Origin of the sequence: Phytobacter sp. SCO41 (assembly GCF_003073275.1) — a bacterium.
Lineage (GTDB): Bacteria > Pseudomonadota > Gammaproteobacteria > Enterobacterales > Enterobacteriaceae > Phytobacter > Phytobacter diazotrophicus.
Map to the genome: position 1 here is coordinate 3,456,202 of NZ_CP027225.1, position 20,987 is coordinate 3,477,188.

At 51.6% G+C, this 20,987-nt stretch carries 25 protein-coding genes; 10 read left to right on the forward strand and 15 right to left on the reverse strand.

The features are described 5' to 3' along the window. Window positions 1–8 precede the first annotated feature (8 nt). From C5523_RS16835 to C5523_RS16845, 4 genes are read right to left on the reverse strand one after another with little or no spacing between them, the layout of a single operon-like run. Entirely contained in the window at window positions 9–554 is a 546-nt protein-coding gene (locus tag C5523_RS16835; RefSeq protein WP_155525411.1) for a replication protein P, read from the reverse strand. Continuing rightward, on the reverse strand, window positions 466–1,464 hold the full coding sequence (locus tag C5523_RS27760; protein WP_155525412.1) for a DnaT-like ssDNA-binding domain-containing protein: 999 nt from the start codon (window positions 1,462–1,464) through the stop codon (window positions 466–468). Before C5523_RS27760 ends, C5523_RS16835 begins: the two co-directional genes overlap by 89 nt. A gap of 54 nt (window positions 1,465–1,518) precedes the next feature. Continuing rightward, window positions 1,519–2,073, reverse strand: a complete 555-nt coding sequence (locus tag C5523_RS16840) for a toxin YdaT family protein (protein ID WP_108701591.1) — start codon at window positions 2,071–2,073, stop codon at window positions 1,519–1,521. Further along, window positions 2,054–2,302 carry a YdaS family helix-turn-helix protein gene (locus C5523_RS16845; protein ID WP_108701592.1) on the reverse strand — a complete coding sequence of 83 codons (249 nt, stop codon included), beginning with the start codon at window positions 2,300–2,302 and terminating at the stop codon, window positions 2,054–2,056. The genes C5523_RS16840 and C5523_RS16845 overlap by 20 nt, the downstream gene beginning before the upstream one ends. A 118-nt stretch (window positions 2,303–2,420) precedes the next feature. On the opposite strand from C5523_RS16845, the gene C5523_RS16850 reads away from it, so the two are divergent. From C5523_RS16850 to C5523_RS16880, 7 genes are all read left to right on the forward strand, one after another. Beyond that, window positions 2,421–2,843: a helix-turn-helix domain-containing protein gene (locus tag C5523_RS16850; RefSeq protein WP_223878717.1), complete on the forward strand. Its 423-nt coding sequence runs from the start codon at window positions 2,421–2,423 to the stop codon at window positions 2,841–2,843. 789 nt (window positions 2,844–3,632) lie between these two features. After that, entirely contained in the window at window positions 3,633–3,755 is a 123-nt protein-coding gene (locus C5523_RS27905) for a hypothetical protein (RefSeq protein ID WP_255423151.1), read from the forward strand. Further along, window positions 3,752–3,937 (forward strand): DUF1482 family protein, encoded by a 186-nt coding sequence (locus tag C5523_RS16860; RefSeq protein WP_108701594.1) that lies wholly within the window; start codon window positions 3,752–3,754, stop codon window positions 3,935–3,937. The genes C5523_RS27905 and C5523_RS16860 overlap by 4 nt, the downstream gene beginning before the upstream one ends. 47 nt (window positions 3,938–3,984) lie before the next feature. Then, the gene (locus C5523_RS16865) at window positions 3,985–4,323 is read left to right on the forward strand and encodes an Rrf2 family transcriptional regulator (protein ID WP_108702349.1); all 339 of its coding nucleotides are present in this window, start codon (window positions 3,985–3,987) and stop codon (window positions 4,321–4,323) included. A gap of 138 nt (window positions 4,324–4,461) precedes the next feature. Continuing rightward, a complete protein-coding gene (locus tag C5523_RS16870; protein WP_108701595.1) occupies window positions 4,462–6,969 on the forward strand; it encodes an exonuclease in 2,508 nt (835 codons plus the stop codon). A gap of 76 nt (window positions 6,970–7,045) precedes the next feature. Continuing rightward, window positions 7,046–7,306 carry an excisionase gene (locus tag C5523_RS16875; RefSeq protein WP_336513218.1) on the forward strand — a complete coding sequence of 87 codons (261 nt, stop codon included), beginning with the start codon at window positions 7,046–7,048 and terminating at the stop codon, window positions 7,304–7,306. After that, window positions 7,281–8,387, forward strand: coding sequence for a tyrosine-type recombinase/integrase (locus C5523_RS16880; RefSeq protein WP_108701596.1), 1,107 nt, complete (start codon window positions 7,281–7,283; stop codon window positions 8,385–8,387). The genes C5523_RS16875 and C5523_RS16880 overlap by 26 nt, the downstream gene beginning before the upstream one ends. 345 nt (window positions 8,388–8,732) lie before the next feature. On the opposite strand, the gene C5523_RS16885 is transcribed toward C5523_RS16880, so the two are convergent. The 3 genes from C5523_RS16885 to yobA are packed head-to-tail and all read right to left on the reverse strand — an operon-like array spanning window position 8,733 to window position 10,334. Continuing rightward, a complete protein-coding gene (locus tag C5523_RS16885; RefSeq protein WP_108701597.1) occupies window positions 8,733–9,074 on the reverse strand; it encodes a YebY family protein in 342 nt (113 codons plus the stop codon). 14 nt (window positions 9,075–9,088) lie between these two features. Continuing rightward, complete coding sequence (gene copD, locus C5523_RS16890; RefSeq protein ID WP_079496722.1) at window positions 9,089–9,958, reverse strand: copper homeostasis membrane protein CopD; 870 nt, start codon at window positions 9,956–9,958, stop codon at window positions 9,089–9,091. A gap of 1 nt (window position 9,959) precedes the next feature. Beyond that, window positions 9,960–10,334, reverse strand: a complete 375-nt coding sequence (yobA, locus tag C5523_RS16895) for a CopC domain-containing protein YobA (protein ID WP_108701598.1) — start codon at window positions 10,332–10,334, stop codon at window positions 9,960–9,962. 137 nt (window positions 10,335–10,471) lie between these two features. Here yobA and C5523_RS16900 point away from each other — a divergent pair, with 137 nt between their 5' ends. Then, window positions 10,472–10,702 (forward strand): DNA polymerase III subunit theta, encoded by a 231-nt coding sequence (locus C5523_RS16900; protein WP_039078743.1) that lies wholly within the window; start codon window positions 10,472–10,474, stop codon window positions 10,700–10,702. Beyond that, window positions 10,699–11,376 (forward strand): exodeoxyribonuclease X, encoded by a 678-nt coding sequence (gene exoX, locus C5523_RS16905; RefSeq protein ID WP_039078742.1) that lies wholly within the window; start codon window positions 10,699–10,701, stop codon window positions 11,374–11,376. The genes C5523_RS16900 and exoX overlap by 4 nt, the downstream gene beginning before the upstream one ends. On the opposite strand, the gene ptrB is transcribed toward exoX, so the two are convergent. From ptrB to C5523_RS16925, 4 genes are all read right to left on the reverse strand, one after another. After that, window positions 11,373–13,433, reverse strand: a complete 2,061-nt coding sequence (ptrB, locus tag C5523_RS16910; RefSeq protein WP_107222992.1) for an oligopeptidase B — start codon at window positions 13,431–13,433, stop codon at window positions 11,373–11,375. The genes exoX and ptrB overlap by 4 nt on opposite strands. A 78-nt stretch (window positions 13,434–13,511) precedes the next feature. Continuing rightward, a complete protein-coding gene (locus C5523_RS16915) occupies window positions 13,512–14,171 on the reverse strand; it encodes a tellurite resistance TerB family protein (RefSeq protein ID WP_079496723.1) in 660 nt (219 codons plus the stop codon). A 96-nt stretch (window positions 14,172–14,267) separates the two neighbouring features. Continuing rightward, entirely contained in the window at window positions 14,268–14,615 is a 348-nt protein-coding gene (gene yebF, locus C5523_RS16920) for a protein YebF (RefSeq protein WP_039078739.1), read from the reverse strand. 65 nt (window positions 14,616–14,680) lie between these two features. After that, window positions 14,681–15,022: a YebG family protein gene (locus C5523_RS16925; RefSeq protein ID WP_039078738.1), complete on the reverse strand. Its 342-nt coding sequence runs from the start codon at window positions 15,020–15,022 to the stop codon at window positions 14,681–14,683. A 133-nt stretch (window positions 15,023–15,155) separates the two neighbouring features. Between C5523_RS16925 and purT the strand changes: the two genes are divergently transcribed. After that, on the forward strand, window positions 15,156–16,334 hold the full coding sequence (purT, locus tag C5523_RS16930) for a formate-dependent phosphoribosylglycinamide formyltransferase (RefSeq protein ID WP_039078737.1): 1,179 nt from the start codon (window positions 15,156–15,158) through the stop codon (window positions 16,332–16,334). A gap of 48 nt (window positions 16,335–16,382) precedes the next feature. On the opposite strand, the gene C5523_RS16935 is transcribed toward purT, so the two are convergent. From C5523_RS16935 to edd, 4 genes are all read right to left on the reverse strand, one after another. Then, window positions 16,383–17,525, reverse strand: coding sequence for a fimbrial protein (locus tag C5523_RS16935; RefSeq protein ID WP_108701599.1), 1,143 nt, complete (start codon window positions 17,523–17,525; stop codon window positions 16,383–16,385). A 15-nt stretch (window positions 17,526–17,540) separates the two neighbouring features. After that, window positions 17,541–18,227: a molecular chaperone gene (locus C5523_RS16940; RefSeq protein ID WP_052249235.1), complete on the reverse strand. Its 687-nt coding sequence runs from the start codon at window positions 18,225–18,227 to the stop codon at window positions 17,541–17,543. A gap of 229 nt (window positions 18,228–18,456) precedes the next feature. Next, window positions 18,457–19,095, reverse strand: coding sequence for a bifunctional 4-hydroxy-2-oxoglutarate aldolase/2-dehydro-3-deoxy-phosphogluconate aldolase (gene kdgA, locus C5523_RS16945; protein WP_039078734.1), 639 nt, complete (start codon window positions 19,093–19,095; stop codon window positions 18,457–18,459). A 39-nt stretch (window positions 19,096–19,134) separates the two neighbouring features. Further along, the gene (gene edd / locus C5523_RS16950; RefSeq protein WP_039078733.1) at window positions 19,135–20,946 is read right to left on the reverse strand and encodes a phosphogluconate dehydratase; all 1,812 of its coding nucleotides are present in this window, start codon (window positions 20,944–20,946) and stop codon (window positions 19,135–19,137) included. Window positions 20,947–20,987: the final 41 nt, after the last annotated feature.

The window sequence follows — 20,987 nt, forward strand, 5'->3', positions numbered from 1 at the left end:
AAAACTCGTTAGTTGATTAAACCTGCCGCTTTGCGGCGCTTGTATTCCGCCATCAGCAACTGTGCCGGGGTTGGCCCAGCCGGTGATTTCGGCCCTGCCAGTTGACGCACTACCGGAGGAATCGAGAAACCGTTTTGAATGTGCTTCGTCCACTTGGTCAGTAATTTTTCAGCCAGCCGCTGCAGCTCGTTTTCCGTCATTCGTCGGTCCACGCCTGTACGGCGCATTTCAATGCAGATGTGGTAGAGCACAGGCTGAGGCCATGGATATTTATCGCTGCCGGAATAGCGGTATGACTCATTGCGCCAGCGCTTGTATTCCGCCATCACCGTTTCTGATGTCAGGCTGAATGGGTTTGCGCCACTCTCTGAAACCAGCGAAACAAATTCCGCCAGGTCTGGCGGCCATGAGTTCCCGTCGGCGCAGCGCTCCATGCACTGATTGCATACCAAGGTGATTTGCCTCTCAGTCATCGAACCGATCTGAGCTATCCACATAGTCGAGGGTTCGGCCCCGTTCTTCTGTGTCCAGCGGTTCGAGTAGATTTCCGCCATGACTTCCCACAGGCGCCATGCTGTGTCTTCCGCCCGAGGATCCACCGTCACGTTCTTTTCGGGCTCGGGCATCCCGGACTTGCTGTACTGCTCTTGAAGCGCTTCCAGAGTGAACTGGCGCATTTTCGTTACCTCTCGCTGCTACGGATTTTTGGTTGTTGGCCCGCGCTACGGGTATGTGACGGGCAAACTTCTGTTCCCACTGAACCTGCGTGAAAACCTTCATCTCAGCCCCCCAGTAGGTTGTGAACTCCGCCAATTCGGTTGGCAGGTAATCCGGTTCTGGTAGGGCTATGCCCCACATCGCTGCTCGTCGCCGGAAATCACGAGACGGGAGCCAGGCATCCGTCATCTGAAATTTGCCGATAGGTTCATCTAGGCCTTCCAGATATCGGGGGGCTTGAGTCGGCGGCGGATGTTGTTGCCGTTGTTCTTCGTGATCCTGAAATTCTTCTTCGCGCTCGCTAAGAGAGGGGTTTGATCCTTTTCCCTTCCCTTCCCTTCCTTTTCCGTCAGTGACACCTCCTTGAGCACTCACTGAGTCATCACTGAACTGGTTACCACTACCGCTACTGTTTTCAGTGAGTAGTACCGGAGCGGGTATCTTCGTTGCCGACGGACGGTTGATTTTCTGGTGCTTAGCGAAGCCCTTTATGTGCAAATATTCCTGACCGTTCACTGAGTACTCAGTGAGTAATCCGTGAGTAATTAACTCAGCGATGAGGGGTTCGCAGTCGATTAAATCCGCCGGGAACACCTGCATTTTGATCCGCTTGTGGGAACGCTCCATGCATCCCAGGTCATTGGCGAAGTTGAACAACCCAATAAACAGAAGTCGGGCGGGGATCGAGCATTCCACCACCTTTTCGTCTGTCCAGAATTCAGGTTTCACTGTTCTGATGCGGGCCATCTAAAACCTCGTATTAATCAGCAAAATGCTGATGGTCATTGGTCAAAACTCGTTTCAAAAACACTGCGGCGCCAGAGTGCTAAGCAGCGCCAGCGCTGGCTCCGATACCTCCTTTGGGAGCATCGCGTATAGCGACGTGGCCGCTTCCCAAATTTCCTTTTCCAGGCGCTGCAGTGGTGCGCCCAACAGCTTTGCCTGGTGTGCTTCTGCGCATTCCTTGATTGCGCTCGCCACCAGCTCTGCTTCGGTCTTGCCGGAACGGAGGCCGTAGGCGCGTGCTATCTCGATTGGCATCACTGCTGAAATCGCCGGGGCCAGTTGCATGACATAGCGGTTATATTTTTCGGAACCATTTTCGTTACGCAGATAGCGGAACAGGTTCAGCTTGTTGACTGTGATACCCTTGCCGCCAGTACGTTTCCATTCTTGTGCCACCAGCCGCGCTATCTGTTCCTGAGCCTGACCCGGCAACGTTTTTTCCCATTCGCTGACAGCGGCATTGATCGCCATGCGTTTCAGGTTGTCACGGCGCCGCGGTTCAATCTGATTTTTCGATTTCAATGCCAAGGGCGGACATTGATTAAGATGATCAAAGCTGATTGTGTGCATGTGCAGTCTCCTGCTGTGGCAACCCATCAGTGGGGTTTGGGTAAAGATCGGGACGTAACTCATGCGGCGTTACTTTAAAATCCACCACTTCACTCACCTTGAGAACTAGCTCTCCTGGAATTTTATTTTTAAACCAGCCGTTTACAGTCTGAGCTCTTCTCTTCATTCGGCGTCCAAGCTCAGCCTGACTGCAGACGTTCAAAAGCTTTTTTTGAATTGATATCTTCATTGGTTCATCTCTCGTGGTATCGATGGAGGGTAATAAATCAAATTAAATCGATATCGTCAAATTATTTCGATAAGAGAGACTACAGAAAAAATCTGTATAATCGGTGATAAGTATCTGAATGGATAAAGAGATGAACTTCGGAAAGAGATTGCAAAAAGCGATTAAAGATCTCGGAATTTCCCAATCTGAACTGGCGCGCAGACTTGGCGTAAAGGCTCAATCAGTAAATGGTTGGTGTAATTCTGATATTTTACCTCGCTCTGAAATATTAAACCGACTTCCATCGGCAACAGGTTTACCGCTCTCGTGGTTCTTCATGGAAGATCACGAACCTATGGAAGAGCATGATCCATGGGAAACCAAACCCCAAATTAAGCCTGCCTCAGAATTGCAGTCAAAACTTCTCGATGTTTTTGAGCAACTTCCCGATGACAGGGAAAAAGAAAGAGTAATCATGACGATAGAACTACGTCTTAAAGAACTTGATGATGTAGCAACTGCTTATTTGCAAAAAAGAAACCTCATCCCTCCAACCAAATAACCCTTCAAATCTCTTCCACTCCGCTCAAGTGGGTCATGATGACCTACGAACTTTCCACGCAATTAGCTATCAATTTAATTTGACTATTATCGATTACTTCGATAATAATTTCTCCATCGCAGCAAGTCATCCAGGCAGGACGCCCACGAAGTAGCTGCCGGCGGCATACGAAACACCGGATGAGATGGCGACGTTGATTTTACGATTTCAGTTTTAACGCGCAGCAGACCAACGTTCCGCCAGCCGGGCGCAAACGGCAGAAAAGGAAAGGTCGTTCGAGTAAGTGTCAGGGGCTTAAACGCTCGTTCTGTTACCGCCCCTGAAAAAATTATTGAGAAGGTGAAAAACGTGAGAATCGAAATATCCAGGAAAGAGGGCCGAGTCTGTTTACTCATATCCCCAATCGCGTTCTCTATCGCGGAGCATATCGCTACCAGCCTCGAAGACCGCGTAATCGTTGCAACTCTTGGTACTTGCGTCACGGCTATTGCTAACGCACCAGGAGACGAATGTGTCGCTATCGCACTCTACTTTGATCACCTGGATACCGGTATTTTCGTAACGCTCAACCATCTGATTAAACCGGATAAGCCAATCCCGATAATCGTCGGGTAGTACCCATGCATCAGTCAAAACTTTTTTGTACGAATCGTATTGAGCACTATTTTTGAACCAAAAAACGCTTATCGGACGGGCTGCCATTTTTGTATTCCAATGCCGATGTCTGGGAACAAAAGAATAGCACCACGCCATATGAGCTTAAAGTATGCATCACAACGAGGATTTTCTATGACGGATTTCGCACGGGTGGTAACAGGACAACAAGCAGTCCGCCTTAACTGGTTCACCGCCTTAACACGTAAGTTCTGCTATTTCCTGGCGCAGAAAGGCAACCCGGAGATGAAGGCGTGAGCACGTTTTTTTATTTAGTCATCACCGTTTGTGCGCTCACTGGCGAGTGTTCTGATACCCCGCTGGGGGTGTACCAAACCGAAGATGACTGTAATGCCGCCGCAACGGATCAAAGTATTAAAGGCGAGTGCTTTCCGATGAATATTTCGGCTGCCGACCAACAGCCTGCAGTTCATTTTTAAACGAGTTTTGACCAATGACGAGCCGGAGAAAAACGATGGAATTTGGAATGAAACGTATCATTGCCTCAGTGCGCGTCGTCGCTGTAATGAAAAAGCTTTATACCGGCGCACCTGTCACTGTTGCGACCATCAGCAGCGAATTGAAGCTTTCCCAATCGTACGTTGAACAGATCGTATCAAAGCTGGGGAAGGCCAAAATCGTGCGTGGTCAAAAAGGGCCGGGAGGCGGCTACCACCTTTGCAAACCTGAGTCCGACACCAGCGTCGCCGAAGTGATCCGCGCTGTAACCATAATTCCGCACAGCAGCATTTTCGACCCGGTACTGGTTGCGCTCGACAGTGTTCTCGTCTCGCAACTGTCCGACGCAAAGATCAGTACCCCATAAAGCACAAAACCCGCCGAAGCGGGTTAGTGCCCGGTTAGCCGACCAAAGCTTTCCGGAACGAGTTTTGACCAATGACCAACCGCAGGCGGCTAACCATTAGCTGCCGGGAATCTTACAACCTTTAGGAGCCCGAACGCAATGCAGACATACGCGTTTTTGATTAAAGCGAAAGCCAAAGCGACTGACGCTAAACACCTTTTTTGCTGGCTATCTGCAAAATCCGATTCCCGCGCTGAACGCGAAATTGCCAATATTCTTGAAGATGCAGAAATCGAAACCGGGCGCGGCGCGCCTTATTTGCAGCCGGTTCGGACAGACTGGCCTGTTGTTGATGACCTGCCGGAAGAAGGTAAGCTGGACAATACCTGGTGCGACCGCTACGAACTCAACGAAGACGGACGTTCGTGGAAGCTGATTTCCCGGCCAGCGCCGGAACCGGAACTAAGCAACAGCGAGGTTACGACCTCATTAGTACCAGTTGCGAAAGAAGAACTCCCGACTACATCTGACGAAGCAAGTATTCCTCTGGAAAATCGTGGGCTGGCTGTTCGCATTGCTATTCACCTGCTGAACGATAAATACCAGACCCATATCACGAAGGCGCAGCAGATTGCCGCCACCGAGCTGTCACTGGATGAAAGCAACTCCTACGTGCATAACTTACTCCAGGCCATCACTGACGTTGCTGAATTTTCCGACCTTTCCTTGCACGTCGAATGGAAACTTGTGCAGGCAGTTAAAGTTGTATTCCCTCAGGATGGCGAGCACGCCCCGAAGTTGATGGCCGAATTTGTAACGGACTGGATCTCTGCTGAACCTGATTCCCGCAATCAGTTGGTGGAAGACTGGCAAAGCGGCAAATTACCGGCTAAAGAACCGGTAACACGAAGCGAGGATGTTACCGATAAGATGGAGCATCCGGCAGCACAACTGGGATTCCGCCAGCAGTTCCTTGCCGCTTACATCTGCGATGAGTTTGCCCATCACGTCACCGCTGACCAGCGGATCATGATCTCCGATCTCATGCTTGACGTAGATAACCATTATGTTCAAAACCTGATGCTGGCCGCCGAGAATGTGGCGGAGGCAAAAAAATATTCCTGGCAAGAGATCTGGAAGCTCACTGACGCTGTAAAAAAAGTATTTGCCCCTTCGGCACGTCATGAACTCGGCGTGGTTTTGCGGTTCATGCAGGCATGGGCAGCAACTCATCATATTGACCGCGGCTTACTGGTTAAAGAGTGGCTGGCAGGCAAACGCGTAGCCGCTATTCAGCGAACTGATTCAGGAACAACTGCTGGCGGTGGAATTCCAACAGACCGCAATCCAGACTACATCCATACTCTGGATACGCTGGATGAAGAAATTGCCGCGGCAACCCTGCCTATGGATTTCGACATCTACAACATCCCTGGGGGGATCCATCGCAGGGCGAAAGAGATTATTTCAGGCAAAGAGAGTCCCTGGAAAGAGTGGTCAGATGTACTCCGCAAAACGCCTAGTATTTTAGATTATTCCCGGGCAGCAATTTTTGCTGTCATCAGAAGTGCTCATCCTGAGTATTACAAATACTCAGGTCGTCTGAGCGGTTACATAAATGCCAACCTTACCGAAACCGATCATGCCAACCCAACGCAGGAAACATTAGTTGCCGCGCGCCAGTTGGATAGTGCAGCAGTAGTTGCCGGGGTCATTCAGGGAACAGAACCGGTAGAAAGTCTGGATAAACTCTCTACCGAATTCGTTGTTGTAGGCAAGCAGGTTGCAGAAGCAGCAGGCAAAACTGCAGGGGATTCTAAAACAACAACGGAAGTTGCGAATCTTGGTAATAGCGTTTTCTCCATCAATAACCTGATGGGCCAACAATCCGCCACCGGCACAACCACACTACAGAGCGAGGCTGCCGACGATGTGCAGATGGAAGAAACTGGCCGTGATGAAACCCAGACTGATTCTGCGGTACCGCCGGGCGAAGCAGAAAATGTGTCAACTGAAAGCGGTGCTGCAGCTCGTCCACAGGCAACTGCCGTAGATAACAATATTGATACCGGGCATCAAATTAACGATGGCAAATCATACCCCCTGATGACGCATGTGATGGTTGACCTGGAAACGATGGGCAACAATCCGGAAGCACCGATTATCGCCATTGGCGCGGTGTTTTTCGATCCGGGAACAGGCAAAACGGGTGAGGAGTTCTATCAGATTGTCAGCCTCGAGTCCGCAATGGAGTTCGGCGCGAAACCTGACGCCGCCACAATAATCTGGTGGATGAAACAGTCAGCAGAGGCGCGCGCAGCGATAACCGGCGGCGATGCTATTTCGCTGATGGACGCCATCGATAACCTCGACGAATTTATTCACACGAATTCAGCCAACGGCATCAAGTATGTGCAGCTCTGGGGCAATGGCAGTTCATTCGACAATGTAATTTTGCGCCGCGCATATGAGCAGGTTGGCGCAGAATTGTCCGTGCCGTTCTGGAATGACCGTGACGTGCGCACCATTGTCGAGTTGGGCAAAGTTGTCGGTATCAACCCGCGCTATCAGATCCCTTTCGACGGCGACATGCATAACGCACTGGCTGACGCCCGGCACCAGGTCAAATACGTTTCAGCTATCTGGCAAAAACTGACCCAGAACTGATTTTCAAAAATCACCTTTTACCTGGCTGGGGGATTACTCTTCTGGCCGGGGCTAAGGAGACGTTATGTCAAAACTGATGCCTCTCGAAGAATGGGCCAAAGAGACGTATGTAAAACCCCCAACGCTGAACACATTAAGGCGGTGGGCTCGGATGGGGAACATCTACCCTGCTCCGGAAAAACACGGGACGAGTTACCAGGTTTGCCCCAACGCCATCTATATACGCCCAAACAAATTATGTTCAGTCGCCCCGGTTAACGGAATGGATACAAGACACCCCAGAAAGGGGTCATTACTGGAGAAGTTGCAACATGACAAAAAGGCGGGAAAATTATGATCAGAATCTCCCCAGAAACCTGACATACCGCCAGTCACGCAAAACGTACGCCTGGCGCAACCCGCTCACTGGCAAGGAGATCTCTCTCGGTAAGATTTCCAAACGTGAAGCTGTTGCCCAGGCTATCGAGGCTAATCACTATCTTGAGCAAAATTACACCCCGGTCACGCTGCTCGAGCAGTTGAAAGGCGAGCATGAATACACTGTTGCTGAATGGCTAAAAGAATACTGGGAAATTTTGGGTAAAAGAGAGCTTTCGGCGATCACGCTCAAATCCCGTAAAGGACATCTTGAGGTGATCCGCCAATCGCTGGGGGAAATGATCCTCGCAAAAGTTTCGACTCTGCATATTGCAGACTTTCTTAAGCGCTGGACAGATGAGGACAAAATGACGATGGCTACCACTTACCGTTCAGTCCTGTCGGATGTGTTCCGTGAGGCCATCGTGAATGGCCGGGTGGTAGCCAATCCGGTTGAGCCCACAAGAACGCCAACAATCAAAGTTAAGCGGGAACGCCTGGAACTAGAAACCTTTATCTCAATAAGGCATGAAGCGGAAGTTCTTCCAGTCTGGTTTCGCAACGGAATGGACCTTGCACTGGTCACCGGCCAGCGCCGCGAAGACATAGTGGAAATGCGTTTTTCAGAGATCAGAGATAATCGGCTTCACGTAGTCCACATAAAAACGGGAATGATGATCGCCATCTCTCTGGATCTGGAATTGCGTTGCGCCGGTCTGGTCCTGGGGGATGTCATTGAGCGCTGCCGGAAAGGTAATTCTACGGATTTTTTGATTTCTGCTGGTGTAAGAAAAAACAGCCTGGCGGGGTCGATTCACCCGGACGGGTTAACCAAATATTTCGTGAAGGCAAGAAAACTATCTCAGATCGCTTTCAGCGAATCCCCTCCTACGTTTCATGAAATCAGGAGTCTGGCCGGGCGCCTGCATGAGTCTGAATATTCAGAAATTCACGGCAAAAAAGAAGGCAAAGCATTCGCACAGCGGCTGCTGGGGCACTCCTCAGAAGCGACTACGAAAAAGTATTTAGATCCGCGCAAAAAGGAATTTATTCTGGTATAAGGGTTAGGTCGCCGAATATGGGAATTCGGACGATTTTCGGACATTTTCGGACGGAGCCACATAAGTGCTTGTCTGGAAAGGGTTCCAAAAAAAGACCGAATACGATTCCTGTATTCGGTCCAGGGAAATGGCTCTTGGGAGAGAGCCGTGCGCTAAAAGTTGGCATTAATGCAGGCTAAGTCGCCATGCACTTTAAGAATAGATGACGACGCCAGGTTTTCCAGTTTGCGGCAAATCCGGTCTGAAAAATTCGGTTATCGTCACGCTTAAAAATGTTAAAACCGCAAGTTCTGAGGAATCAGGCTTGCGGTTTTTTATGGAAAATCAGTCAGATACTTTCGTTTATTAACAGAGCTTTTCCGCTCGGGCAATAAAGGGCTCAAGACTCATCTTTTCACCGGGTCTGGCCGGGTCGTCAATTTGGATAACGCTGACAGGCTGCGCTGTTATTTTACCGCTTGCCACCTGCTTTTGCGCCTCTTCATTCAGTGGGTATTGCACCAGTGTGCTGGGATTGATGGCATAAAGCGCATGGTCAGGTCGGCAGGTGAGCATCACCTCTTCGCGCTTAAATGCCCATTTGTCCTTACCCACTTCAAAGCGGCTTATGGTAATCACCGACGGCGCGGCAAAGGCGCCAGCGGAACATGCCAGTAAAAGCATCGTCAGAATGGTTTTTTTCATCATTTTCGCCCGGTTAATCAGAAGGGTTCCCAGGTTGCGAACAGGCTGACCGCCGCCAGCACTAGCGCGCCCAGGACCACTTCGGTCCATGTCATCCAAATCAGGAAATGTCGTGCCTGCGAGTTTTTCAGGCCTAAGCGTGGAACCAGAACATACCTGTTCGCTAACGCTATTGCCACCATTAGCGCCACCAGCGCACATTTGATCAAGAGCATGCGACCATAGTTTGTCTGTGTGGACCACATGCTGCCCTGAATCAACAGGGTATTGATAATACCTGTGGCAAGCACACCTGCGACAGCGACATGGCCATAGCGTGAAAAACGCATCATCGCCATAACAGCATGATCTCGCCTGCGGGCCTGGCTCAACCGCATACAAAATATCACTGGCAATAATCCGCCAAACCAGGCCGCGGCACACAGCAAATGAAAAGCGTGGTTTGTACGTTGTAATATGCCCGCCATGCCATCGTGCATGGCGGCATGACCAACGCCCGCCATCAGGATCAGTTGCGCGCCTGCCAGCAACATCAACCGTCCCTGCTGTTGTGGTTGCAGGTAACCGACAAGCATCGTCATAACGGCAATGATAATCTGCCATAGCCAGATACTGCCAAACTGTGTGCCGGTAAGCAGCAGCCAGATTTGCGGACTGAAAACATCTGTCCAGCCATCACCCATGATCCCGCCCTGTAGGGCAAACATGAAGACGGCACTCAACATGCTCATGCCAAGGCAGATACGCGTTAATAGTGTAAAACGCGTTACCATAACAGGTTGCAGATGGCGAGGCGCCAGCCGACTAATAAAGAGCGCGCAGCCGAAAAGCAGCATCACGGCGGCAAAATGGATGCCGCGCAACCCAATATAGCCAGCCGTTAGCATCTTATTTCACTGAAAAAGTATAGGTACCGTGGGTTTTGTGGCCATCGACCGAGACGACGTGCCAGTCAACGGTATAATTGCCCGGTTGCAGCGCCTGCGCCAGCGGAACGATCATTTGGGTTTTGTCCTGTTCATTACGTTTGACCGCACCTGTCTTGATGCTCTGTTGCTGCGCCCCCGTCAGGGTGACACCGCTAAATTTGGGTTCTATGCCCTCTGAGAAATTGAGGGTTAATGCCTGCGGGGCGGCCGTCACCTCGGCATTTGCTGCCGGGTACTGGTTTTTCAGATGAGCATGTGCGAAAACGGCAGGCGTAGTGGCGAGAGCCGCAGCAAAAACCAACGCGCGTGTCAGGTGGGATGCGGTGAATAACATGTCTGGCATTCCTTTTTGTTATGTTTAAAGCGACGAGAATAACTCTGTATAATGGTCTCGTCGAGTATCATCATCGGCAGACTTGTCTTTCTGCAACAGGCTTAGTAACTTTTGCGGCATAAACCCAGGAGAAACGCATGAATACCAATCTGGCCCGTCTTTCACAGGAAGAGATGGACAAAGTCAACGTCGATTTGGCGGCGGCCGGTGTAGCTTTTAAAGAGCGCTATAACATGCCAGTTGTCGCTGAGGTGGTGGAACGCGAACAGCCAGAACACCTGCGCAACTGGTTTCGTGAACGGCTTATTGCTCACCGCCTGGCGTCCGTCAATCTGTCTCGTCTGCCTTACGAGCCGAAAAGCAAATGACCGCCGAAACCGTACTGCGCGTCATCGATACCGAAACCTGCGATTTGCAGGGCGGGGTTGTCGAGATTGCGTCCGTGGATGTGGTGAACGGGCAGATTATTAATCCAATGAGCCATCTCGTGCGCCCGGATCGCCCTATCAGTCCGCAGGCGATGGCTATCCATCGGATAACCGAATCCATGGTGGCGAATCAACCGTGGATTGAAGAGATTATTCCCCACTACTACGGCAGTCACTGGTATGTCGCCCATAATGCGAGCTTCGACAGGCGCGTCTTACCCGAAATGCCCGGTGAATGGATTTGTACCATGAAGCTGGCGCGTCGGCTCTGGCCCGGCATTAAATACAGCAATATGGCTTTGTATAAATCACGCAAACTTAGCGTGCAGACACCTGCCGGATTGCATCATCACCGTGCGCTTTATGATTGCTATATCACCGCGGCCTTGCTGATTGACATTATCAACACATCAGGCTGGACCCCGGACCAAATGGCAACGGTTACCGGCAGACCCGCTCTGCTGACAACCTTCACCTTCGGTAAATATCGGGGTAAAGCCGTTGCCGAAGTCGCAGAGCGCGACCCCGGTTACCTGCGCTGGTTGTTCAACAATCTGGACCGAATGAGTCCGGAACTACGGCTGACGTTAAAGCATTATCTCGACGATAATTAATCCGCTTTTTTGCCCGGGAGCGTACCTTGCGCCAGCGCGACCAGGAAAGCGAACTCCAGCGCCACGCCCTCGTAGGATTTGAAACGGCCTGATTTGCCGCCGTGACCGGAATCCATATCGGTACAAAGCAGTAGCAGATTATTGTCCGTTTTAAATTCTCGCAGTTTCGCGACCCATTTGGCAGGTTCCCAGTATTGCACCTGAGAGTCATGCAGCCCCGTGGTAACCAGCATATGGGGATAGTCATGGGCGCCGACATTATCGTACGGACTATAGCGTTTGATGTAGTGATAGTAGGTCTCATCCTGCGGATTCCCCCACTCTTCAAACTCACCGGTGGTCAGAGGGATGGATTCATCCAGCATCGTAGTGAGCGTATCCACAAACGGTACCTGAGCGATGACGCCGTGAAACAGTGACGGACGCTCATTGATGACGGCCCCCATCAACAACCCCCCTGCACTGCCGCCCATGGCGTAGCAGAAAAGCGGAGAGCCGTACTCCAGTGCTAACAGCCCATCCGTGACATCGATAAAATCGTTGAAAGTATTTCTTTTGTTCAGGAATTTACCGTCCTCATACCACTGCTGCCCCAGTTCCCCGCCGCCACGAATGTGGGCAATGGCATAGACAAAACCACGATCGAGCAAACTTAACCGGCTACTGCTGAAATCGGCATCCATGCTGGCGCCGTAGGATCCGTAGCCATAGACCAATAACGGATTTTCCCCTTTGCGGAAGTGTTTGTGGTTGTAGACCAGCGATACCGGCACTTCCACGCCATCCCGCGCGCGGATCCACAGATGCTCGCTACGATAGTCACTGGCATCAAACCCGGCCACTTCCGTCTGTTTGATCACCCGGCGTTCGCCGGTATCCATGTCGAGTTCAAACAAGGTATCGGGCGTCGTCATGGACGAATAGCCATAGCGCAGCCGCGAGGTCTCCGGCTCCGGGTTATAAGCAAGCCAGGTAACATATGCCGGATCGTCAAACGCGATTCCGGTGACTTCTCGCGTCTTGCGGTTGATCTGCCGCAGACTGGTAAGACCACGCTGTCTTTCCTCAACCACCAGCCAGTCGGTAAACAGGGTGAATCCTTCCAGCATGACATTATCTCTGGCAGGAATCAGTACCTCCCAGCGTCTTTCATCGCGCACTTTGGTGCGATACAAGCCGAAATTTTTGCCATCGCGGTTTGAACGCAAATAGAACGAGTGCTGAAAATGATCGAGGCTGTAATCGTGATCCTTACGACGCGGTAAAAAACAGAGCGGCTGTGCATCCGGCAATTCAGCATCCAGCAGCAATACCTCACTGGTCGTCGCACTCGCAAGATGAATAATGATGTAGTGTTGGGAGCTGGTTTTGCTCAGGCTGACGTAAAAAGTGTCGTCCGCCTCTTCGTAAATCAGTTCATCTTGCGTTGAGGGCGTTCCGACGGTGTGACGCCAGACCTGGTAAGGCAACAAAGTCGTGGCATGCTTACGCACATAATAAAGGGTCTCTGAATCGTTAACCCAGACACACCCCGGTGAGACATTGTCGAGCATCTCCGGATACCAGTTGCCGGTTTCCAGATTACGAAAGCGTACTCCGTACTGGCGGCGCGACAGGTAATCCTCGGAAATGGCCATAAGCGTATTATCCGGCGAGATGGCAATCCCACCGAGGGTATAAAATTCGCTATGCGAAGCGCGCTGATTCGCGTCCAGCAGCACCTGCCACTCATCCCATTCAGCAGACAGCGCAGACTGGCGTTGGTATATGGGATACTCACACCCCGGCTCAAAGATGTGGCGATAGCGATAGCCATTCTTAACGTAGGGCGCTGAAACCTCGCGCTGCGGAATACGCGAAATGATCTCTTCCAGCAGACTATCCTGTAGCGCCTGCTGGGAAGCCATAATGCAGCGGCCGTACTCATTTTCAGCTTGCAAGTACTCGAGTACATCTGGCTGCGAACGGGTGTCGTCGCGCAGCCAGTAATAGTTGTCCAGACGTGTATCGCCATGAACTGTCATGGCGTGGGGGATTTGTTTAGCTTTCGGCGGCATAGCTCTGTTCTTATTTGTTTAACACACTATAAGGTTGGCAAAAGCCGCGCGTGATGCAAGCGAAACGAGAAAGTAGCGTTAGTCGATGAGCCCCTTTTTTTGTTGTCGAAGGTCTTCTTCGATACCGTCCCGAACCTCCTGCGGGATCTTAAGCGCATCACCTAAAGCGGCCAGATAGCTGCGCTCCATAAAGTGGTCGATATCTATCGCAGCACAGCTCAGGAAGTACACTTCCAGCGCCTCTTCCTCATTTTTGATGCCGGATGCAAGACGGTGCGGATCCAATGGTAGTTCGATCGCTTTCGCAATCAGCGCTCTCCCCTGTTCTTCAATACCGACCTCGTTCAGTTGTTGTTCGATAGCGGCACGTTCTCTGTCATCAATATGTCCGTCGCTCTTCGCGGCAAACACCAGGGCCAGAATAAGGCGTTCCGTGCGCGCATCAATAGACGAACTCTGTTGACCAAACTGCGCTTCCCCCTGATGGGCAGCACGCACTTTGTCTTTGTATTTATTCCACAGCACGCTGCCCGCCACGGCCCCACCACCAACAAGCAGCGCGCTGGTACCGTATTTGGTCAGTAATTTGCGAGAGGATTTGCTGGCGACCAGCAAACCAGCAAGCCCGCCTAAGGCACCGGGCACGAGTAATTTGCCGAGATCCTGCCCGCCGGAGGATGACGATGACTGGCCTTGTTGGCCAAGAAGAGACTGTAATTGGTTTAACCAGTTTGCCATGATTCCCCTCACTTAATCGTTTCGTAAACGAGAAGCCTAAGCGAGGGGGTGTCAGGAAATGTCTAAAACAGCAAAAGATGAGAAAAGGTCGCAGCCTTAACGAGGCTGATACTCCGCTTTTCCTGCTTTACAATCGATTTTGACGAGATAGTGAATGTCAGTACTCTTGCCGCGAACCGTCAAGGGAACATCCCATTGATCGTTCTTACCCCGTATGTCTTTCGGAGTAACCCAGGCAACGGGATCCGCCTGGCCAAGTTTTTTTTGGTCATCAGCCCAGCGTACGATGCGGTTTTGCAAATAATCGCGTTTGACGCTCGCAGCAATCCCCTCGGCGTTCATACCTTCGCAAGAGGGAAATTTCACCGATTTGGCAGTAGCAGCCGACGCGACTACGCTGCCCGCCAGTAATATTGTACCCAGCAACACTCCTGCTATTTTCATGCTTTTCTCCTGTGCATAGAGCCCAATCAAAGCATGGTATAAATTACTGGCAGTGCAAGCCGGGATCAGGCGGCAGAACGTTTCGCTTTTGACTTAATATCAACCGCGTCTGATGACTCAATTTCTGCGTCATCCTGAGCCACTGCTGGTGCACTCTCCTGGGTATCCGCACCCGGTAACTTCCCGGACTTGAGGATATGGCTGAGCACATCTTTTTGTTCAGCCAGCCAGAGCGCCATTTGATCGCGCTGGCCTTCTTCAAGCGTCACTGGCGCTTCGCCCAGCCAGCCTTCAAGTACCTCGGCCAGGTCGAGCATTTTATCGTAAGCGTCAGCTTCCTTTTTGCTGGCAAAAGACATTTTTTCCTCACCTTCACGAATCACAACATACTTGACTTCAACCGCCATGATGCAGCCCCTTTTAACTGTATTTATATACAGTATATTACTGCGTCATTTATCAGAGCGCAAGTCGTAAAAGACAGACGCAAACGTTTTCGTATATACTGCCGCCAGATTTTTTTAAGAAGGTCGACTTACTATGACTCTATTAGGTACTGCGCTGCGTCCGGCGGCGACTCGCGTAATGTTATTGGGTTCAGGGGAATTAGGCAAAGAAGTGGCGATTGAATGCCAGCGTCTGGGCATTGAAGTCATTGCCGTAGACCGTTATGCCGACGCGCCCGCAATGCATGTGGCCCACCGCTCGCATGTTATTAATATGCTTGATGGTGAGGCGTTAAAAGCGCTGGTCGCGCAGGAAAAACCGCATTTTATCGTGCCGGAAATCGAAGCGATTGCCACCGACACACTGCTGGAGCTGGAAGCTCAGGGGCAGCATGTCGTGCCCTGTGCACGGGCAACCAAATTGACCATGAACCGTGAAGGTATCCGTCGTCTGGCAGCCGAAGAACTTGCCCTTCCTACATCAAGCTACCGCTTTGCCGACAGTGAAGAGGCGTTCCGTCAGGCCGTTGATGAGATCGGCCTGCCCTGTATCGTCAAACCCGTCATGAGTTCTTCCGGTAAGGGCCAGAGTTTCATTCGCAGCGCCGAGCAACTGGCGAAAGCCTGGGCATATGCGCAACAAGGCGGGCGCGCGGGTGCCGGTCGCGTTATCGTTGAAGGTGTGGTGAATTTTGATTTTGAAATCACCCTGTTGACCATTAGCGCCTCAGATGGCGTGCATTTCTGTGCGCCAGTCGGTCATCGTCAGGAAGATGGCGACTATCGTGAATCCTGGCAGCCACAATCAATGACCGACCTTGCGCTGGAACGTGCAAAAGAGATCGCCAGTAAAGTAGTGCTGGCGCTCGGGGGCTATGGGCTGTTTGGTGTCGAATTATTCGTCTGCGGCGATGAGGTGGTCTTTAGCGAAGTCTCTCCACGCCCGCACGACACAGGCATGGTCACGCTGATTTCTCAGGATGTTTCAGAATTCGCCCTGCATGTTCGCGCCTTCCTTGGTCTGCCCATTGGGCAAATCCGCCAGTACGGGCCATCGGCATCGGCGGTGATCTTACCGGAGCTGAAAAGCCAGAACGTCACGTTTGATAACGTGCAAAATGCCGTTGGTGCCGGCCTGCAGGTCCGTCTGTTTGGCAAGCCCGAAATCGACGGCACGCGTCGTTTAGGTGTTGCGCTGGCAACGGCAGATAGCGTTGAAGAAGCTGTTGAACGCGCAAAAGCCGCGGCAGCAGCGGTGAAAGTTACGGGTTAAACCCGACGGCAGTCCCCGGTATTGCTTCGCTTACCGGGGCTATGGTGTTCATTTATATTCGATCAGATAGGTCAGTTTCCCATCGGCCCGGCCTGGCGTCACGGCTGCTCCGGTTTTGATATAGCGGGCATACAGTGGAATGGTCATGGTGGCATCGGTGCCTGATACCAGGGTTCCGGTTGTCGGCTGCGAGAACGTCATTGGCTGCAGCGTCGTGTTTGAACTCGAAAGCTGAATCCCTATACCCGTGGCACTGTTTGAGTCACTGCTGATTGCCATAATCCCGTTTGCGTCATCAATGACGCTGGTGGCGGGGGTAAGGCTCAGGCTCCAGATGGCGTTAGCTGTGATGGGGCCCCTGATTGTTTTACTGCCACTGCTACTGTTATTCTCTATGAAATGACCGTAAGACTGTGCCCCACCGTAATTGCAGTTGAGTAGATCAATAGATGCTTTCACCCACGGGGTTGCCGTATTTGTAGCAGTAAATTCTGACGCTTTATATTTGCCGAGATCCACCGTTTTACTGGCTTCTGCAAGTGTGCATGTCGCCTGGGTAAAGGTAAGCCTGCCGGTTAGGCTGGGGCGGAAAACCGGAACGTCGCTGCCAGGTGAATTATTCCCTCCCACCACGGCTTCCACTTTAGGCAAGGTGGACAGGTCAATAAAACTGTCCGTGATTTCGCCCGTTTTGATGAGTATAAATCTGAGATTACCGTTTGATGTATAGGTATTGCAGGAATAGTCAGACTTGGTATAGCAAGTCCCAAAACTATATCTTTTATCTCTCATTGCCCGACTATTGTTCAGAACTACCATACCAATACCCGCAATACCGGTCTGATAGACAGTTCCCAGACTACTCCCCTGCCATGATGACAGCGCAGGCGTGATGCCGCCGACAAATCGTCCCATCACATAATAATTAGTGTCTGTAGAATTATTATTACAATTGGCTCTGTAATAGATATAGGTGTCATTCCGCGCGTGGACTCTGTAAAGCTCGGTCCCCACTGCAATATCTTTCGGCATCCGCAGTGTTGAGCTTAATTTTATATTGCTGGTGATAACCTTGCCGGCTGGCTGATCGCCCGGTGAATAAGAGACTAATGTACACCATGCCTGCGCAGAGAATGAAAATAACAGCGCGCTTAATATAACTATTATTGAAAGCAGACGTTCCCTGATCATTATATACTCCTTCAATTATTTAATAACGACGTCATATATCTTCGTCATGCCGTTATCATCTATCCATGTCACCTGTGCTGGCGTACCGCTCTTCACAGGCAATGGAAAATTACGCGATTCACCGGGCGCAACCATATCAACCGGCCAGTTTCCGCTTTTTGTTGCCACTGACACCAGCGACACATACCGGGCGCCGGAGTTGCTAACCGTCACACCCTGCTTCGAGCTGTGCCAGCTCAACGCCTGCACCGCCGTTTCCGGGTTGCCGCGCAATCCCTCCGGGCGATAGAACAATTTCACCCGCGTGTGTAACGCCACCTGCAGGCGGTTTACCCCCTCACCTGCCGGGAGTTTCATGGGTACATCCAGCACGTTGAGCCAGAAAAGAGATTCACGATCGCGCGGTAGCGCCGAGCTGTTAACCACATGAAGGCGCAAAGTCTGGTGACTTTCAGCATCGACACGAGTAATAGGAGGAATGATGATGAAGGGCGTGTCATTAGATGCGGGAGAGCTGGCCTTATTACCCGTATCAAGCCAGCTTTGTACCAGGACCGGTTTATTACTGCGGTTGGTAATGGGGATGGTGACTTCACGCATCCCTGCGTTATAAATCACTCGTGTAATATCCATGACAATACTTGCAGATACGTTGGTCGACAGCATCATCAATATGCTGATACAAAAAATATTCCGAAACATTCCTTTGCTCCTGATAAAATGCAAACGTCTTTGATCACGTAAAACCCGTAAAACGGCTGACGATGCACAGAAGCGGAGTTTAAAGCTGCAATTTTGATAATTAAATATCTTATTGAAGAGACGCTTTTACACTGGTGAAAAAAGAATATAAAAAAGCCCGGTCGCAGTAACGCTTACCGGGCTTTTCAATTTTATGAGCAGTCAATAATACGCCGCCCACTGAAACAGATTACTTCGCGCCTTCTACCGCTTCGCGAGCCAGTTTCGTAATGCGATCATAATCGCCTGCTTCCAGCGCGTCGGCCGGAACCAGCCAGGAGCCACCGATACACAGCACGCTTTTCAGCGCCAGGTAGTCGCGGTAGTTCGCCGGAGAGATACCGCCAGTCGGGCAGAAACGCACCTGAGAGAACGGACCTGCAATGGCCTGCAGCGCTTTGGTGCCGCCGTTTGCTTCCGCCGGGAAGAATTTGAACTCTTTCAGACCGTAGTCCATGCCCAGCATCAATTCTGAAACTGTGCTGATGCCCGGAATCAACGGGATAGTGCCTTCGGTGGCGGCTTTCAGCAGCGGCTCAGTCAGACCCGGGCTAATCGCGAACTGCGCACCCGCTTCTGTCACTTCTTTCAGTTGCTGCGGGTTAAGGACGGTACCAGCACCGATGATGGCGTCCGGCACTTCTTTTGCAATCGCGCGAATCGCATCGATGGCACAGGCAGTACGCAGTGTCACTTCAAGAACGCGCACGCCGCCTGCAACCAGAGCTTTCGCCATTGGGACAGCGTGCTCCAGTTTGTTGACAACGATAACCGGCACTACCGGGCCAGTTTTCAGGATTGCTTCTGCACTCGTTTTCCAATTTTTCATCAGAATTATTCTCTCGCCTGAACTAAAAATCTTGTCGTTTTAAAAAGTAATGCAGGTCGCGCCCTGCTCGGCACCGGAAAGTTTTTCTCGCAGTGCGCCAAACAGCTCGCGTCCCGTGCCAACGCGCGCAGCGCTCAGGTCAGGAATATGCGGCTGACGTGCAGCAAGCTCGTTATCATCGACCAGCAGCGTCAATTCGCCGGTCTGTCCGTTTACACGGATGATGTCGCCATCACGTACTTTCGCCAGCAATCCACCGTCATACGCTTCGGGTGTCACATGAATCGCTGAAGGCACTTTACCTGATGCGCCGGAGAGTCGTCCATCTGTAACCAACGCAATTTTGAAACAGCGGTCCAATAATACACCAAGTGGCGGCATAAGTTTATGTAATTCTGGCATGCCGTTCGCTTTTGGCCCCTGGTGACGCACCACCACGACGCAATCTTTGTTCAATAGCCCCGCATCAAAGGCCGGTAACACATCATGCTGACTCTCAAATACCACCGCCGGCGCTTCAATGACCTGATATTCAACCGGTACGGCAGAGGTTTTCATCACCGCGCGGCCAAGGTTGCCACTCAGCACTTTGGTACCGCCATGACGAGAGAAGGGTTTCTCAATTGTGGCGATAACGTCCGCATCCAGCGACGCTGCCGCCCCTTCGCGCCAGTCCAGTTCACCGTTATTGAGCCACGGTTCCATGGTGTAACGGGAGAGGCCAAAACCGGCCACCGTGTTGACATCCTCATGCAGCAAACCGCCCTTAAGCAGTTCCCGCATTAACACAGGTACGCCACCCGCCGCCTGGAAGTGGTTAATATCCGCCGGACCGTTCGGATAGAGTCGCGCCAGCAGCGGCACCACGTCCGACAGTTCTGAGAAGTCATCCCAGTTAATAATGATGCCCGCAGCGCGCGCCATCGCCACCAGATGCATAGTGTGGTTAGTAGAGCCACCGGTTGCCAGCAGTGAAACGATACCGTTTACCACCACTTTTTCATCAACCATTTTGCCTATCGGCATCCATTCGCTGCCGTTGCCGGTTAAGCGTGTCACCTGGCGTGCGGCAGCCGAAGTTAGCGCTTCACGCAGCGGTGCATCCGGGTGCACAAAGGAAGAACCTGGCAGTTGCATGCCCATGAATTCAACGACCATCTGGTTGGTATTAGCCGTACCGTAGAAAGTGCACGTACCCGGCGCGTGGTAAGAGGCCGCTTCGGATTCCAGCAGCGCCATACGATCGACTTTGCCTTCTGCATAAAGCTGACGAATGCGTACCTTTTCTTTATTTGCCAGACCGCTGGCCATCGGACCTGACGGGATAAACACAGCGGGCAGATGACCAAACGAAAACGCGGCCATCGCGAGGCCAGGGACGATTTTGTCGCAGACGCCAAGGAACAACGCCCCGTCAAACATATTATGCGACAGACCAACTGCCGCCGACATGGCGATCACTTCACGGCTGAGCAGTGAAAGTTCCATCCCGTCCTGACCCTGCGTAACTCCGTCACACATGGCCGGAACACCGCCTGCTACCTGGCCGACCGCGTTAACTGAGTGCAGCGCTTTGCGGATGATATTGGGATAGGTTTCGTAAGGTTGATGTGCTGAAAGCATATCGTTATAGGAGGTGATGATGCCGATATTGTTACGCAGCATACTTTTGAGCGAAGCTTTGTCATCAGGCTGGCAGGCGGCAAAGCCGTGGGCCAGGTTTCCACACGCCAGCGAGGAGCGGTGTACGGTTTCACTCTTCGCCTGATTGATGCGTTTTAAGTAGGCAGTTCGGCTTTCGCGCGAGCGTTCAGCAATGCGATTTGTTACGCGTAACAATACTGGATTCATAGAGGCTCCTGAAATTTATCTGTCCGGGACAACGGTATGCA